At 55.7% G+C, this 16,225-nt stretch carries 16 protein-coding genes; 13 read left to right on the top strand and 3 right to left on the bottom strand.

All coding sequences use genetic code 11. The annotated features are described in order from the left end of the window. The first annotated feature begins 47 nt into the window (after nt 1-47). The 4 genes from NH398_RS13265 to NH398_RS13250 are packed head-to-tail and all read left to right on the top strand — an operon-like array spanning nt 48 to nt 4,513. A complete protein-coding gene (locus tag NH398_RS13265; RefSeq protein WP_253018924.1) occupies nt 48-1,859 on the top strand; it encodes a TonB-dependent receptor in 1,812 nt (603 codons plus the stop codon). Further along, nucleotides 1,840-2,772, top strand: a complete 933-nt coding sequence (locus tag NH398_RS13260; protein ID WP_253018923.1) for a cobalamin-binding protein — start codon at nt 1,840-1,842, stop codon at nt 2,770-2,772. Before NH398_RS13265 ends, NH398_RS13260 begins: the two co-directional genes overlap by 20 nt. Then, complete coding sequence (locus NH398_RS13255) at nt 2,772-3,743, top strand: iron ABC transporter permease (protein WP_253018922.1); 972 nt, start codon at nt 2,772-2,774, stop codon at nt 3,741-3,743. Before NH398_RS13260 ends, NH398_RS13255 begins: the two co-directional genes overlap by 1 nt. Next, nucleotides 3,743-4,513, top strand: coding sequence for an ABC transporter ATP-binding protein (locus NH398_RS13250; protein ID WP_253018921.1), 771 nt, complete (start codon nt 3,743-3,745; stop codon nt 4,511-4,513). Before NH398_RS13255 ends, NH398_RS13250 begins: the two co-directional genes overlap by 1 nt. A gap of 3 nt (nt 4,514-4,516) precedes the next feature. Here the strand turns inward: NH398_RS13250 and NH398_RS13245 are convergent, their stop codons facing one another. Continuing rightward, on the bottom strand, nt 4,517-5,407 hold the full coding sequence (locus NH398_RS13245; protein ID WP_253018920.1) for an NAD(P)-dependent oxidoreductase: 891 nt from the start codon (nt 5,405-5,407) through the stop codon (nt 4,517-4,519). A gap of 143 nt (nt 5,408-5,550) precedes the next feature. Here NH398_RS13245 and NH398_RS13240 point away from each other — a divergent pair, with 143 nt between their 5' ends. The 7 genes from NH398_RS13240 (at nt 5,551) to rho (ending at nt 13,052) form a co-directional block, all read left to right on the top strand. Next, a complete protein-coding gene (locus NH398_RS13240) occupies nt 5,551-6,858 on the top strand; it encodes a cobyrinate a,c-diamide synthase (protein WP_253018919.1) in 1,308 nt (435 codons plus the stop codon). A 113-nt stretch (nt 6,859-6,971) separates the two neighbouring features. Continuing rightward, the gene (locus NH398_RS13235) at nt 6,972-7,412 is read left to right on the top strand and encodes a YtoQ family protein (protein WP_159341857.1); all 441 of its coding nucleotides are present in this window, start codon (nt 6,972-6,974) and stop codon (nt 7,410-7,412) included. A 32-nt stretch (nt 7,413-7,444) separates the two neighbouring features. Next, a complete protein-coding gene (gene cobO / locus NH398_RS13230; protein WP_253018918.1) occupies nt 7,445-8,056 on the top strand; it encodes a cob(I)yrinic acid a,c-diamide adenosyltransferase in 612 nt (203 codons plus the stop codon). Nucleotides 8,057-8,705: 649 nt separating this feature from the next. Further along, nucleotides 8,706-9,542, top strand: a complete 837-nt coding sequence (locus NH398_RS13225) for an HNH endonuclease signature motif containing protein (protein ID WP_253018917.1) — start codon at nt 8,706-8,708, stop codon at nt 9,540-9,542. Nucleotides 9,543-9,616: 74 nt separating this feature from the next. Continuing rightward, nucleotides 9,617-11,350 carry an AAA family ATPase gene (locus NH398_RS13220; RefSeq protein ID WP_253018916.1) on the top strand — a complete coding sequence of 578 codons (1,734 nt, stop codon included), beginning with the start codon at nt 9,617-9,619 and terminating at the stop codon, nt 11,348-11,350. Nucleotides 11,351-11,619: 269 nt separating this feature from the next. Beyond that, nucleotides 11,620-12,027 carry a VOC family protein gene (locus NH398_RS13215; RefSeq protein ID WP_253018915.1) on the top strand — a complete coding sequence of 136 codons (408 nt, stop codon included), beginning with the start codon at nt 11,620-11,622 and terminating at the stop codon, nt 12,025-12,027. 68 nt (nt 12,028-12,095) lie between these two features. Then, nucleotides 12,096-13,052 (top strand): transcription termination factor Rho, encoded by a 957-nt coding sequence (rho, locus tag NH398_RS13210; RefSeq protein WP_253018914.1) that lies wholly within the window; start codon nt 12,096-12,098, stop codon nt 13,050-13,052. A gap of 42 nt (nt 13,053-13,094) precedes the next feature. On the opposite strand, the gene NH398_RS13205 is transcribed toward rho, so the two are convergent. Then, the gene (locus tag NH398_RS13205; protein ID WP_253018913.1) at nt 13,095-14,300 is read right to left on the bottom strand and encodes a DEAD/DEAH box helicase; all 1,206 of its coding nucleotides are present in this window, start codon (nt 14,298-14,300) and stop codon (nt 13,095-13,097) included. A gap of 213 nt (nt 14,301-14,513) precedes the next feature. Between NH398_RS13205 and NH398_RS13200 the strand changes: the two genes are divergently transcribed. After that, nucleotides 14,514-14,936 carry a tetratricopeptide repeat protein gene (locus NH398_RS13200; protein ID WP_253018912.1) on the top strand — a complete coding sequence of 141 codons (423 nt, stop codon included), beginning with the start codon at nt 14,514-14,516 and terminating at the stop codon, nt 14,934-14,936. A gap of 9 nt (nt 14,937-14,945) precedes the next feature. Continuing rightward, on the top strand, nt 14,946-15,416 hold the full coding sequence (locus NH398_RS13195; protein ID WP_159341867.1) for a DUF1456 family protein: 471 nt from the start codon (nt 14,946-14,948) through the stop codon (nt 15,414-15,416). Here the strand turns inward: NH398_RS13195 and NH398_RS13190 are convergent. Continuing rightward, a complete protein-coding gene (locus tag NH398_RS13190; RefSeq protein ID WP_159341868.1) occupies nt 15,413-16,168 on the bottom strand; it encodes a class I SAM-dependent methyltransferase in 756 nt (251 codons plus the stop codon). The two genes, NH398_RS13195 and NH398_RS13190, sit on opposite strands and share 4 nt — an antisense overlap. Nucleotides 16,169-16,225: the final 57 nt, after the last annotated feature.

The following is a 16,225-nucleotide window of genomic DNA, read 5'->3' as shown; positions in this document are numbered from 1 at the left end:
ACTAAAAACACGCTGTGCGGGTGAGCACAGCGAGCAAGGGACCCATCATGTTCAATCGTTTTCACTCCTCCGCCTCTCTGGCGGCCTTCGCCTTGGCAGCATTGCCCATGGCCGTTCAGGCGCAAACCGCGTCTCATACCGCGACGAACGCCTCCGACACGTTGAATCCTGTCGTGGTGACGGCCGCGCTGGCCCCGCGCACCGCCAACGATAGCCTCTCTTCGGTCACGGTGATCGACGAGGCCACGCTGCGCCGCCAAGACCCCGTGAGTATCACCGACCTGCTGCGCGGCCAGCCGGGCGTGGACGTTTCCAGTAACGGCAGCTTTGGTAAGAACAGCAGCGTCTTCATTCGCGGTACGGGCAGCGCTCAGAACGTATTGCTGATCGACGGCATTCGCCTGAATTCAGCCACCAGCGGCGGTGCCGCTTGGCAATCCCTCGAACCGCGTATGTTCGAGCGCGCGGAAATCGTGCGTGGCCCTCGGGGCAGCCTGTACGGGGCCGATGCTATAGGCGGCGTGATTCAGTTGTTCACCCCGCAGGGCGAAGAGGAAGGCCCGCAGCCGAGCATCTCGGCGGGGGGCGGCTCGTTCAATACCCAGCGGCTGAGTGCCGGCATCAGTGGGAAAGAGGGCGGCACCCGCTATAGTTTTTCTGGCAGCCATTTCAATACCGACGGTCAGCCAGTGCGCCGTGATGGCGACGACAAAGGCTACGACAACACCTCCGCGCTGGCGCGCGTGTCGCACACGTTCGATAACGGTGCCGAAGCAAGCGTGTTGGCGCTGCGTGCCCGTGGGCATAACGAGTACGACGGTGGAGAAAACGATTTTGTCCAGCAGGTCGCAGGCGTGTACGGCGAGCTGCCGCTGGCCGACAACTGGCGCAGTCGGTTAACGCTCAGCGAAGCTCGGGATGAAAGCGATAATTTCGCAGATTACGGCGATTCCGTGTTCAATACCAAGATACGCACGGCGCGTTGGGAAAATACCGTGACCGTGGGTGCCCACGAAGTCGTCGCAGGGGCCGAGTACAGTGAAGACCGCGTAGACAGCACCACTGCCTACGATGAAACCAGTCGCAGCAACGCTGCCGTTTTCACTCAAGCCCTGTTGGACTTCGCTCCCTTCACGCTACAAGGCAGCCTGCGCTTTGATGATAACGAATCTTACGGCGAAGAAGTTACCGGCAGCATCGGTGTAGGCTATGAGCTGGATGGCCACCACACGCTGCGTGCCAACTACGGCACTGCGTTCAATGCGCCGACTTACAACCAGCTTTACTACCCAGGCTTTGGTAACCCGGACTTGGCGTCTGAAACCTCCGAGTCGATAGAAGTCGGTGTGCGCGGCCAGTATGCCCGCTGGTTCTGGGATGCGGCGCTTTACCAAACCGATATCGACAACCTGATTGCGGGCCAAGGGCTGCAGTTCAACGTGCCGGAAACCCGCATTCGCGGTGCGGAGCTGAGCACCGGCGTCGAAGTGAACGAGTGGACGCTGGCCGCCGCGCTGACCTACACCGACCCTGAAAACCGCCTGACCGGCAAACGCCTGCAAAACCGCGCCTCGCAAAGCCTGCGCCTAGACGTAGACCGCGAGCTGGGAGAGTGGTCCGTGGGTGGCTCTTGGGTGGCGCAAAACCATCGCTACCGCGATGCTGCCAACGAAGATCGTCTGAGCGGGTATGGTTTGGTGAATCTGCGTGCAGGCTGGCAGTTTGCGCCGCTGTGGAGCGCTCGGGTAACGTTAGAGAACGTGCTAGACCAAGACTACGTCACCACGCGCTCGTTTGACGGCGCTGACTACATCAACGCAGGCCGGGCAGGATTCTTGAGTGTTCACTTTGGCCAATAAACAGCAGCAAATCGGCGGCGCCTTGGGCGCCGCTTTACTATGGCTAGGCAGCGGGATTGCCAACCCCCTTCATGCAGACAACCCCAGCCGCTGCGCGGTAGACGACCGGGGCCGGGAAGTGTGCCTGCACGCCTCGGCCAACCGCATTGCCGCGCTTTCACCCGGTGCGACGGAACTCACCTACGCTGCGGGCGCTGGGGATCAGGTGGTGGCCGTGGTGAGTTACAGCGACTACCCGCCGGAAGCCCAAGACGTGGCCTCGGTAGGCAGCCATACCCGTATCGATTTGGAAGCCCTGGTCGGGCTTGCGCCTGATTTAGTCATCGGCTGGGTCACCGGTAACCCCGCCGAGCAGATGGAAACCCTCGAAGCGCTGGGCATGCCGGTGTTCTACATCGAGCCGCGCAGCGTGGAAGACGTCGCCCACACCATCGAACGCTTAGCTCGCTTGGCCGGTACCGAACCGATCGGGCAGCAGGCGGCGAATGCTTTCAGGGAAGGCATGGCAGCACTCACCGCCCGCTATAGCGACCGCGACCCGGTACCCACGTTTTATCAGGTGTGGGACGAGCCGCTGATGGGCGTTAGTGATGAACACCTGATCGGCCAAGTGGTGCAGCTGTGCGGCGGCGAAAACGTGTTTGGCGAGCAGCACCGCTTAGTACCGCGCTTGGATGATGAAGCCGTACTGGCGGCCAACCCCGAGGCCATTATTGCCGGAGGCATGGGGGAGGAGAACCGCGACTGGCTCACCCACTGGGAACAGTACCCCAATCTTGCCGCCGTAACGGGCGATAACCTCTATTTTGTGCCGCCTTCTTTAATTCAGCGGCCCACGCCTCGCCTGCTGGAAGGCGCGCGGCTTATGTGTGAAAAGCTCGAACACACTCGCCAAAAGCGCGGGGCCTCTTAATGGTGGCGCGCCTGTGGCAACCCCTAGGCCTGCTGGCGCTGATTGCCGTGGCCGCCATGCTGTTTTCTCTGGCGGTAGGTAGCGCGCAGCTCTCGGCAGCGCAGCTCTGGGCGGTGGTGCAGGGCCAGGGCGATGCGCTGGCGCGCACCATGGTGATAGAGCTTCGCCTGCCACGGGCGCTTTCCGCCTTTGCGGTGGGCGGGCTGCTGGCGGTGGCCGGTGCGTTAATGCAGGTACTTCTGCGCAACCCGCTGGCGGACCCCTACGTGCTGGGGCTTTCCGGCGGGGCATCCATCGGTGCGCTGGCGGCCATGCTGGCAGGCGTGGGCGGCGTGCTGATGTCCGGCTCGGCATTTCTAGGCGCGCTGCTTTCCACGTTTTTAGTCTTTGGCCTAGCCCACGGCAGCGGCGGCTGGACGCCTTCACGGCTGTTGCTGACGGGCGTGGTCGTGGCCGCGGGGTGGGGCGCGGTGATTACCCTGATGCTCGCGCTAAGCCCCGCCGAGCGGCTGCCGGGCATGCTCTACTGGCTGATGGGTGATTTATCCTACGCCCGCGCGCCGTGGCCGCCTTTGCTGCTGTTGATGGCCACCTGCGTGCTACTGATACCGCTGGGGCGCAGTCTCAACGTGTTGGCCCGTGGCCCGCAGCAAGCGGCTGCCCTCGGCGTAGATGTTCGCCCGCTGGAGTGGGGCATCTACATTGCCGCCAGCCTCTTAACCGCCGCCGCCGTCACCACCGCAGGCAGCATTGGGTTTGTGGGGCTGGTAGTGCCCCATATGCTGCGCCTGCTGTTAGGCAATGACCAGCGGCTGATTCTGCCCGCCTGCGCCCTGGCAGGCGGCACGCTGCTGGTACTGGCCGACACCCTAGCGCGAACGATGATTGCCCCCGAGCAGCTCCCCGTAGGCGTGATTACCGCGCTGCTGGGCGTGCCCACGTTCCTCTTTTTGCTCTACCGGAGCCGCTGATGATCAGCTTGGCGACTCAAGACCTGATCATCAACGTGCCCGGGCGCAGCGCAGGCACGGCGCTGAACCTCACCATCGAGCCCGGGCAAGTATGGGGCGTGCTTGGCCCCAACGGGGCGGGTAAAACCACGCTGCTGCATACGCTGGCGGGGTTGAACGTCCCCCGTTCCGGGCAGGTGCAGATTGGCAACACACCACTTAACCAGCTGCGCAGGCGGCAAGTGGCGCAGCAGCTAGGGCTGGTGTTTCAAGAGCGGCTAGACGGCTTTCCCGCCACGGTGCTAGAGACCGCGCTGATTGGCCGCCACCCGTACCTTTCTCTATGGCAGATGGAAGGTGCCGACGACTACGCCCGCGCCGAAGCTGCCCTGGAAGCGCTGGATGTGGCGCATCTTCGCCACCGCTTGGTCAGCACGCTTTCCGGCGGTGAACGCCAGCGGGTAGCCATGGCGACGGTGCTGACTCAAGCGCCCAACATTTGGCTGGCGGACGAACCCACCAACCACCTGGATTTACACCACCAAAGCGCGGTGATGGCGCTAATGGCCGAGCAGGCCGCCCAGGGCAGCGCGGTGATGATGTGCCTGCACGATTTGAATTTAGCCGCCCGCTGGTGCGACCACATTCTGCTGCTCTACCCCAGCGGCGAAGCCTGCTGGGGCCCACGGGACACCATGCTGGTGCCCAGTGCGTTAGAAAGCCTCTACCGCCAAAAGCTCGCGGTGGTCGAGGTGGAGGGCGCGCCGGTGTTTGTGCCGATAAAAGGGTAGCGCTTAGTGGTCTAGCTCTTCCCGCCACGTATGGCGGGGTGCGAAGCCGACCAGTCGGCGGGCCTTTTCGTTGCTGTAGAACGTCTCGAATTCGCCCATGTCGCGCTTGATGGGTACGCCAGCGTAGAAGCGCTCGATCACTTCAGCGTTGGTTAGGCCAACCGAGAGATCGTCGTTGGCGACGTTGAACACTTGGTAGCCCAGGCCGTCCGTTTTCAGGCAGCAATCGACCATCTGGCCCAGGTCGCGGGCATCGATGTAGGCGAAAATGTTGCGGCGGCGCAGGGCAGGGTCGTCCATATAGGCCGGAAAATTCTGACGGTACTCGTGGGGCTCGATAACGTTGTTGATGCGCAGGCCGTAGATGTCGATGCCCGAACGCGCCTGGAAGGAGCGTGCGGTCACCTCGTTGACCACCTTGCTCATCGCATAGCTATCTTGAGGCACGGTGGGGTGCTCTTCATCGATGGGAAGGTAGTCCGGTGTCTTCTCGCCATCGGCAAAACAAATGCCGTAGGTCGTCTCGCTGGAAGCGAAGATTACCTTAGGAATGCCCAGCTTGGTGGCGGCATCCAGCACGTTGTAGGTGCTCAGCGTATTGATGCGGTAGGTCTCATTATCCGGGCGATGCAGGATGGCGGGAATGGCCGCGAAATGGACAATGGCATCGTAACGCGGCACGCCGGTGCCCGGTTCAAGCTCGTCGAAACCTGCGTAGGCTTGGCACGCATTGAACACTTGGCCTGCATCGGTCAGGTCGGTTTTGAGGGTAGTGATGCCAGGCACGTCGGATACTGCCCAATCCAGATTGGTGACGCGATGACCTTGATCGCGAAGATAAGCAGTGGCATGGCGGCCAGCCTTGCCGCTGCCGCCAGTAAACAGAATACGCATGCGGAAAACTCCGGTGAGAGAAACAGAGCGGAACATAGAATCAAACGAAGACCTTCACCTTAGCAAAGAAAGGTTCGACCCGCAGACACTCAGCCGTTAACGCATGGACATAGAATCACCATTAACCGATAAACAGGATCGTTATGTTCCAGGGTAAAGCACACGCGGCACTTATCAGCGCCCCCGGTTCCGGACAGGGCAAATCCATGGTGACGGCGGCGCTGGCGCGGCTGCACCGCAACGCAGGGCGCACCGTGCGGGTATTTAAACACGGCCCCGACTACTTAGACCCCATGGTGCAAGAGGTCGCTTCCGGCCAGCCGGTGTATCAACTGCACCCCTGGATGACCGGCGAGCACGAGTGCCGCTGGCGCTTAGCCAAAGCCGCCCAAGAAGCCGACGTGATTTTGGTGGAAGGCTCTATGGGGCTATTTGATGGCTCGCCCTCCAGCGCGGACTTAGCCATCCTGGCGGGCATCCCCGCGCTGCCGGTGATCGATGCCTGGGGCATGGCACAAACCTTTGGCGCGGTGGCCCAAGGCCTTGCCAACTACCACCCCGACCTCGCCATTCATGAAGTGATCGCCAACCGCATCGGCAGCCCCGGCCACGGCAAGCTGCTGAATGAGAGCATGCCGGAAGGCATTACGCTGCTGGGGGCAATTCCCCGTCATGACGCCATGAAAATCCCCGACCGCCACTTAGGCCTAGTGCAAGCCAGCGAGCTGAGCGGCCTGGATGCCCAGCTAGATGCCGCCGCCAAGGTGTTAGAAGAGGCCGGGCTAGGCCGCTTGCCCAAAGAGGTAACGCTAAGCGCTGACGCCCCCACGCCTGCACCGGACTATTTACGCGGTGTGCGTATCGGCATCGCCAAAGATGACGCCTTCGCGTTTATCTACCGCGCCAATCTCGATGTATTAGAAGAGATGGGCGCAACGCTGCACTTCTTCTCACCGCTCAACGACTCCGCACTGCCCGAATGCGACGCCCTCTGGCTGCCCGGCGGCTACCCGGAGCTGCACGCCGCCCGCTTCAGCGCCAACCAGCCCATGCGCGAGGCGATCAGCGCTCACCACCGGGCAGGCAAACCGATACTGGCCGAGTGCGGCGGGTTAATGAGCTGTGTCGAGCAATTAGTCGATGGCGAAGGTAGCGGTCACGCCATGTTAGGGCTGCTGCCCGGCACCGCCAAAATGGCCGGTAAGCTGACAGCGCTAGGCCTACAAAGCCTGCACACCCAACGCGGCGAGCTGCGCGGCCACACCTACCACCACTCGCTGCTGGAAACCTCCATGCAGCCGCTGGCCCGCACCCGCAAACTGGCCGGTAGCGAAGCCGAACCGATTTATCGTGATGGTACCTTGGTAGCCAGCTACTTCCATGGCTACTTCCCTTCAGCGCCTAAACTGGTGGCGGATATCTTCACCGGCCAACTAATTCACCTAGCGTAGTTATAGATAGGGGACAGCGCAGCGACCCACCTAAAATATGGAAGGTTTTTCCATAAAGCAGCAGTGGGCTATCATAGAGCGGCGAGACACTCCCCAACCCTAAAGGAGCTACCATGAGCTTTTACGTCTACCTTTCTGGCGAGATTCACACTGACTGGCGCGAGGAGATCCAGCGCGGCGCAGAAGCGGCTGGCCTGGATGTTGTCTTCACCGCCCCGGTGACCGACCACGACGCTTCCGATGCCGCAGGCGACCACCTGGGCAAACCGGACAACGGCTTCTGGCGCGACCACCAGTCTTCCAAAGTGAACGCCATCCGCACCCGCACGATGATTGAACAGGCGGATTTAGTGGTGGTGCGCTTTGGCGATAAGTACAAACAGTGGAACGCCGCCTTTGACGCAGGCTACTGCGCGGCACTCGCCAAGCCCTACATCACCCTGCACAGCGAAGAGATTGTTCATCCGCTGAAAGAAGTCGACGCCCAAGCGCAAGCCTGGTGCACCACCACCGATCAGGTCGTGGAAACCCTGCGCTACGTGCTGAAAGCATAAAACGTAAACACTAAACACCCCTAGGAGACCCCATGCGCGACAATGCCAAAACCCCAGAACGCCATGCCCAGCGCATGGCGGCCAAGCAAAAAATCATGAACGAGCGCATTGCCCGCGCTGATAAAGAGCAGGGCATCTTGCTGGTACTCACCGGCCCCGGCAAAGGCAAAAGCAGCTCCGGTTTTGGCATGCTCGCCCGCGCCCTTGGCCACGGCATGAAGGTTGGCGTGGTGCAGTTCATCAAGGGCGCGTTCAGCACCGGCGAAGAAGCCTTCTTCCGCAACCTGCCCAACGTGGACTACCACGTAATGGGCGAAGGCTACACCTGGGACACCCAAGACCGCGAACGCGACGTCGCCGCCGCCAACGCCGCCTGGGAACAAGCCAAGCGCATGCTCCAAGACGACAGCTACCACATGGTACTGCTCGACGAACTCAACATCGCTCTGCGCTACGAGTACCTCGACCTAGACCAAGTCCTCGACGACCTACAAGCCCGCCCAGCCATGCAACACGCCATCGTCACCGGCCGCTACGCCCCCCAACCACTCATCGACCTCGCCGACACCGTCACCGAAATGAAAGTGGTCAAACACGCCTTCAAAGACCAAGGCATCAAAGCCCAGAAAGGGATAGAGCTTTAAGGGGGAGGGGCGGTTAGTGAATTGAGAATGGTGAGGGGACGATAACCGAACCCTCATTGCCCTGCGCTATCCCTATCCCTATCCCTATGTTTATGGCTGGTGGCAGCCTGAAATTGTGGGAGGGAGTTTCAGCTCGCGACGATCAAGCCACAAAGCTCAACACACCCTAAAAACTAAATGTGGCCACCTGTGAAAGGGAGCTTCATCTCGCGATGATAAAGCCACATAGCCCAACCCCCGTAGCGCGGCGTAACGACTGAGCGAGAGCAACGAGCGAAGAAGGCACCCGCAGCGGCGGCCCGGCGCGAAGGCGGCGACTAGCCGCCCATCCACCACGCCATAATCAACCACCCACCTCAAGTGCCGCACTCACTAAACCATCCACCCCTTAACCCAACACAATTTCCCCAAAAATCTGCGTGACCTAAGCCAAATTTATTAATAGAGTATGATTAAATCGTAAAAAGCAGCGGGCGCGCGAATTTTGGATATGTTGCCATACAACAGAAATAGTTTAATTAAAACAGGGATTTATGAGGATTGGGGTGGCTATATAACATCAATAAACGTGCTGGCGCGTTCAATTGTGTTATGTGGAAGAGCGTATAATCGCTGTTAGCTCTCATAAAATTCGATCAAAGGAGTATTGATGTCTATACCAGAGAAAACCGTTGTAAGTGTACTAGTGAAATGTGCGAGGCATTGCAGTATTTGTAGACGATTTTCTCCACTACAAATCCAAGTCCACCACATTATAGAGCAATGCGATGGGGGGACTCATGACGAAGACAATCTATTGCCTGTTTGTATCGGGTGCCATTCTTTTGTCCACTCAAAAATGCAAATGACAAAAAATTTCACAGCTAAAGAGCTAAAAGGTCATAGGGACGAAGTCTATGAAATGGTTGCAAAAGGAAAACTTCCAGCTCAAGCACAGGTAACTGGCGGGGAAATGCAAGCATTATCCGCAACGATATTGCAAACGCTAAAGAATCAGAATGAAGATACAAAATTGTCTGAACATGCGGCAGAGTTGTTGCTGGCTGCTGCATGTGAAGAGGACAAGCTGAAGGTCCAAAGGTTTGAAACTGCCTTCCATATTTCTGTGGGTGGTCAAAACTTTACACTCAACGCTGATGATGAGGCACAGTTTCCGAAAGAGATATTGGAACTAGTGAGTAAAGGGTATGTGAGAATAGGTAGTGATTACGCAGAAATATCCGAATCTGGAGTAAGTCACGTTCAAGATCTTGTCAAAACCACTGCCAAGTTTATCGAGAAAAAAGTCAAGTGCCTAAAATGTAGCCTTCATTTCACCATACACTCTTGGGATCCAGGTTCACATAGAGCCAAGGATCTTCACTGTCCTGAATGTGGCCAATCTGAAGGAGCATTTATCGTGTGGGCTCAACAAAGGTTTGGGTTTATCTTTCAACAAGTTCCAGGTAATGCGTCACCTTGGGATATGGGCGCTTTAGCAAAGTAAGAGCTAACAAGAAAAATCAGCCGGACGCATAAATGCGCCGCTGTTTTGAGCGTTAAGCCAATAAGGAAATTAACATGGCCGCAAAGAAAAAAAGCGAAGAAATAGTTGCGTTGGTTGGTGAAGAAGAAAGTTCACCTCGCCCAAGATTACATAAACTCATAATTCAAAATTTCAGATCAATTGGTACTGATAAAGTGGAAATAGAGCTTGATGACATCGTCGTCTTGGTTGGACCTAACAATGTTGGAAAAAGTAGTATTTTAAGGGCATATGAGACTGTGATGTCGCATGGCTCTAAAGATGGAAAGTTGACTGTTAATGATTTTCCAAATGGGCAAGTTGATGCTGATAACCTGCCAACGATTGAGCTCCATACTATCGTATTTAATGATGCCCCAGGAAATAGATGGATTAGTCCTACCACCGCAGGCGAGTGGTTAATTCGTGAAAAATGGACGTGGGACAGCCCCAACAAAGATCCGAAAAGGCAAGGGTATGATGTTCAAAAGGGGGGCTGGGACGATCAGGTTCCTTGGGGGGCTCCAAATGTTGCTAATTCTCGTCGACCACTACCTCACAGGATTGATGCATTCGCTACGCCCGACAAACAAGCTACTGAAATAGCAAAGCTGATCACTAGCCTTCTAAAGGAAAAGCTCTCTGATATCAAATCTGAACCTGATCAGGAAAAATCTGACTACGAACTTGTTCTTGATAAAATCAAGGATCTTCAAACAAAAGTAGTTCAAGCAACTGAAGATGAAATAAAAGTCATTGAGAATGAAATATCAGATTACTTAGGAAAGCTGTTTCCTAATCATAGGATTAAGTTTGACGCCAAGCCGGAAGCTGATCTAGAAAGTGCGTATCAACCATTTAAAAGTACCGCTGACCTATTAATGGGGCCAGAGAATGGGTATTTTTCCTCCATTGAACATCAGGGCTCTGGAGCAAGAAGGACTTTACTATGGGCTACTTTAAAATATCTCTCTGAATCCCAAGATAAGAAAGGTTCCCGTCCACACGTATTGTTACTGGATGAGCCAGAAATATGCTTGCATCCATCAGCAATTAGAGAAGCGAGAAATATCCTTTACGAATTGCCCGCTAGCGGAAATTGGCAAGTAATGATTACTTCCCACTCGCCAATTTTCATTGATCTTTCAAAAGATAATACGACCATCATTAGAGTTTTTCGAGAGAATGATGGCGAGGTTAAAAGCACCACGCTGTATAGGCCAGAAAGAGCAAAGCTGGATAATGATGATAAAAAGAATTTAAAGCTAATGAATATTTGTGATCCTTATGTTCATGAGTTCTTCTTTGGTGGGCGTCAGATTATCGTCGAAGGCGACACAGAATACACCGCATTTTCAATGATTAAAGAAATCTACCCTGATGAATATAGAGATGTGCAGATAATTAGGGCTAGAGGTAAAGGCATTATCCCCTCAGTTGCCAAAGTGTTAAAGCAATTTTCAAAGTCGTTTTTTATTCTTCATGATGCCGACGAAGAGTTAACACTCAAAGGGAAGAGAAATCCTGCTTGGGGCATGAATGAAACGATAGCAACTCTTCTAGACGAAGACGGAAAAGTAAATCTTGTTGCTTGTAAAACATGCTTTGAAATAGCGCTTTTTGGTGAGGAAGTTAGTGGTGAAAAGCCATACAATGCATTAACTAAAATACGTACAGATGCGGATGCGCGCAGTAGAGTTAAATCTTTGCTTGACTATCTGATTGGGGTTGAGGGCGTGACGCTACCCGAAAATTGCATCCATTGGACCAATATCGAACAATTGGCTTAACAAAGCATTGCAGCGGACAAGACGCTGAACGCGGCGTTATGGCCAATTACAGACGTGAAAGCAGACAAATGCCCTTAAAATGCGCCTTCATGCGCCGGTCAGCGCTGAGTGCTTTACAGCAGCCCGATAAATCGATTTGGAAGTAAGCGCGGCAGGAAACTCAGCCGATTTGCTAGCTGAACACATTAACTAAGGCTGCAGGCAGTAGATGTCCGTCGGGAATGGGTTTTGCTATAGCCTCGTTATGCAATTTAATTGAAGGAGTATTCATGCAAGTAACAACAGCCCGCTACGGTATCATCCTTAACACCGAAAATTACACCGAATGTGTAGCTTTCTACCGCGGCCTGTTTGGCTTGCCGCTGTTATTCGAACGGGACGAAGATGGCTTTAAGCTCACGTGCCTTGAGTACGGTGATGGTTATTTGATGGTAGAGCAGGGTGGGAAAGCCAAGCAGGGCGAAAAAACACCCGAAGAAAGCAGCTTCAAGTTAAGATTCAACGTGGATGACTTAGAGGCGGCACTCGCGCAGGTCCAGGCTTGGGGCATTCAAGCGACCATCACTGAAAACCCGTGGGGCAGAACCATCAACCTCACAGATCCTGATGGCAACAGGGTCGGTATCAGGGACGAGGAGGGCTTTATCAATCAGATCAATGAGTATGTTGCTACATAAGCTAGCTTTGTCAGTGGCAAAAGTGGCAAGTAGCTAACACCCAAATTTAAAAGGCAATCCTCCCTACCATGACCCGCAAAACCCTAAGCCTAAAAACCAAAAGACCACCACAGCCCAAACCCACCAACGACGTCGAAGACCCAACTACCAACGACCCCATAACACGCTTCCTCAACGGCACTGCCATTCATCCCTCCCCACGCCTGTATTTAGCGCCGAGTGATCAGCCGCGCACCGTGCGGGCGATGGATTTGATCACGCCCATCGGCATGGGGCAGCGAGGGTTGATTGTGGCGCCGCCCGGTTCTGGCAAAACGACGCTGTTAAAGCATATCTGCCAAGCCGTGGCAGAGGCTTACCCGGATATAAAGCTGTATGCCTTGCTGATTGATGAGCGCCCGGAAGAAGTCACCGATTTTAAGCGGAGCGTGTCGGCAGAAGTGCATGCCTCGTCGTCCGATGAAAGCTACGCGCACCATGTGCGGATGGCGGATCAGCTGCTGAATATGGCCCGTCAGCAGGCCGGCGAGGGGTATAATGTGATGATCGTGATCGATTCGCTCACAAGGCTCTCGCGGGTTCATAATGCCGAGCAGCGGGGCAATGGGCGCACGATGTCGGGTGGATTGGATGCCCGTGCGATGGAAATCCCCCGCAAGCTGTTTGGCGCGGCGCGGAAGATCGAAAACGGCGGCTCGCTCACCATTCTGGCCACGGTGCTGGTGGATACGGGAAGCCGAATGGATCAGGTGATTTTTGAGGAGTTTAAAGGCACGGGCAATATGGAGCTGGTGCTATCACGGGACGTGGCGAATCAACGAATTTTCCCGGCGATTGATATAGCCAAAAGCAGTACCCGCCGAGAGGAACTGTTAATTGATGCGAAAGAGTTTGAAAAAGTAAGGACACTGCGCAGAGCGTTAACACCGCTTAAGCCCATAGAAGGCGCGCAGAAGCTGCTTGCGCTGTTGGAGAAATACCCGACGAATGCCGAGCTGTTGAATGCTTTTTCGCCCACTGAGTAGAGGTGAAGCTCACCCGGGTATTCTTAAAGGTGAGCTTCTTGGTTAACGCTTAACGGCTGCTTTTTTGACGTGGTTCAAGTTAGACGCGGGCACGGCTTTTTTGACCGGGAAGCCTTCCACTTCTTTGCGCTCAATCGTGTTTTTCAAGCGCCTTTCAATCGCACACAGGTTTTTAAAGTCGCTGATATCCACCAGCGAGATGGCTTCACCGGAGGCACCCGCACGGCCGGTGCGGCCAATGCGGTGGATGTACTCTTCTGGCTGGAAAGGTAAATCGTAATTCACCACACGGCTGAGTTCCCCAATATCCAACCCCCGCGCGGCGACGCCCGTAGCCACCAGGTACTTCAGCTCACCCGATTTGAACTGATCCAACACTTTTTCGCGCATGGCCTGGCTTCTGCCGCCATGGATGGAATCCGCTTGAATACCGCGCTTTTCCAACTGAGCCACCAGCTTGGCCGCGCTGTGCTTTTTCTCGACAAAAATCAGCGCCTGATCCCACGCTTGCTCGTTGATCAAGTGGCTCAACAGGGCGGACTTGGTGTCTTTGTCGACTGTGATTAGCCACTGTTTGATGGTGGCGGCGGCGCGCACGTTAGGCGTAATGGAGATGTCCGCCGCCATGTCGGTCATTTTGCTGTCTGAAAACGCGTGGGCGATGGCGCGCACGTCGTTGGTCATGGTGGCCGTGAACAGCAGGTTCTGACGGTTCTCCGGCAGGCGCACGATGATTTTATGGATATCATCGACAAAGCCCATATCGACCATTCTGTCCGCTTCGTCCAGCACCATGACTTGTAGTTCATCAAAGTGCAGCGCGCGCTGATGCGCCAAATCCAGCAGCCTGCCCGGTGTGGCGACCAGAATATCCACCCCTTCGATCAAGCGCTCTTTTTGCGGAGCGGTATCTACACCGCCATACGCGGCCATTGAGGTGAGCGGGGTATGCTTGGCGTATTGCGCCACGCTGGCTTCCACCTGAACCGCCAGCTCGCGGGTGGGCACAAGGATCAGCGCACGAATGCGTTTACCGCGCAGCGGCTCTGCGGCTTTGCTGAACTGTTCCAGCAGCGGCAGCACAAAGGCCGCGGTTTTGCCCGTGCCGGTTTGTGCGGTGGCGATTAAGTCTTTGCCCGACAGAATGGCAGGAATTGCTTGTTCTTGGATGGGCGTTGGCGTTTTGTAACCGAGTTCGGTAATCGCCTGAACGAGAGGGCTTGATAAGCCTAGTTTTGCAAAGGGCATGGGAAGCTCTGACAGAGTGTCGTAAGGGGTGTCGAAAATAAAAAGTGGTGCAGCATAGCGTAAAATCAGCTGTCCGACGCTCGAATACGCGTTTATTTCCATCCAACCTTTCCCCGTGTGCCCATCCCCACAAGGTATAATCCTGCCATGACGCTAAACGCACGCGCATGTAGGGCGTTTTGTCTCCATTCCGAATGAACAGGGTAGTGGTCCATGATTAACACCAAAATTTACAAGGCGGTGTACGAACTCGCCGAAAAGCTGATGAAGGCCGCTGCCAAAGATGACCGAGCCACTTTTGAAGCGCTGTATGCCGAGCTGCAGGCGATCTGCACCGAGCACGAGAATACCGAGAAAGACCACCCGGAGCAGTGGGAAACCCTGGCCGACTTCACCGAAGAACTAGAGGACGCGCTGCCGATCTACCAAAAAGCGCTGGATAAAGCGGTGGCGAAGCAGTCGAATGACCACATTGCTTCGATTGGGGTTTCCATGGCGGCACTGCACGTGGAGCTGGGCGATACCCAGGCGGCCATTGAACGCTTGCAGCAGGCCCAGGCCAGCGCCCAAACGATCGAAGATAACGAGCTGAAAGCAGAAATCGATGAACTGCTGGCCACGCTAACCCACGCCTAGGACCCCATTTTGACCAATAACGATATTTTTCGCCGTATTCGCTACACCTTCGATTTGAAAGACAACACCATCGTCAAGATCTTCGCCCTGGCGGATGTGAGCGTGACCCAGGAGCAGGTGACGGCGTGGCTGAAAAAAGACGAAGACGACGCCTTCGTGACCATGAAGAACAAAGAGCTGGCGTCGTTTTTGAACGGTTTCATCAGCTTTAAGCGCGGCAAGCGCGAAGGCCCGCAGCCTGCCCCGGAAGCGCAGTTGAACAACAATATGGTGTTCCAGAAACTGCGCATCGCGCTGAACATGAAGGCAGAGGATATTTTAGAAGTGTTCGATCAGGTGGGCCTGCCGCTCAGCCCTCACGAACTCAGTGCGTTTTTCCGCAAGCCGAGTCACAAGAATTACCGCGAGTGCAAAGACCAAATGCTGCGTAATTTCTTGATGGGCGTACAGCGGCAGCTTCGCCCCAACGATAACGGTTAAGCGAGGCGCTCGCGTTTCACACACACGAAGATCGCATTGCCCGAGACGTTATCCCAGGGCGTGATGGTTTGGTAATCGTGCTCGAACACGTGCACCTCGAAGGTAGGCTCCAACAGGGCGATGAGTTCGCTAAAACTGACGGCCACCATGGGGTGCTCGTCGTGCCACACCTGCGTTGTCTCCGCCGTGGTCTTTTCGATGCTCAGTCGCAGCGACTGCCGCTCCCCTTGGCCGCTGTAGTGCCATCCCGAGCGGAAAGTGAAAGACTCCTCCGCCTGCTGGGCCGTGTGCTTTACGAACAGCTCGTTATCGATCCGCTGTTTATCCACCACGTTGAAGCAGAACACGCCGCCCTCGTTCAAGGCGCGGTGAGCGCTGGCGATGCAGTCGCCGAGCTTCTCGAGGCCATCGTTGTAGTGGATGGAGTAAAGAAAGCAGGTGATGAGATCCAGCGGTTCGTCGACCTCGAAGCGGCTCATGTCTTGTAGTGAAAAGCTTGCCTCTGGGCAGCGTTGGGCGGCGATATCCAGCATCGGCTGGTTGATGTCCAAGCCGCTGCTGGTGAAGCCAGCATCCAGAAAATGACGTACGTGGGGGCCGGTGCCGCAGGCGACATCCAGATGGCGTTTGCCTTCGTTGCCAAAAATCTGATGCAGGCGACGAATGGCGTTGCTCTGGGCCTGGTAGTCGATGTCGACGCACATCAAATCGTAGTAGCCAGAAAGGTCGGTGTAGAGTGCGTTGACGGACATAGTGGCCTAATGGTGAGGGCTGAAATACATTGGGTGGCGAATAGTAAACGAGCGATT

It is taken from the genome of Halomonas sp. CnH100-B (genome assembly GCF_024124605.1).
Lineage (GTDB): Bacteria > Pseudomonadota > Gammaproteobacteria > Pseudomonadales > Halomonadaceae > Vreelandella.
This window is presented reverse-complemented; position numbering and strand designations above follow the sequence as displayed.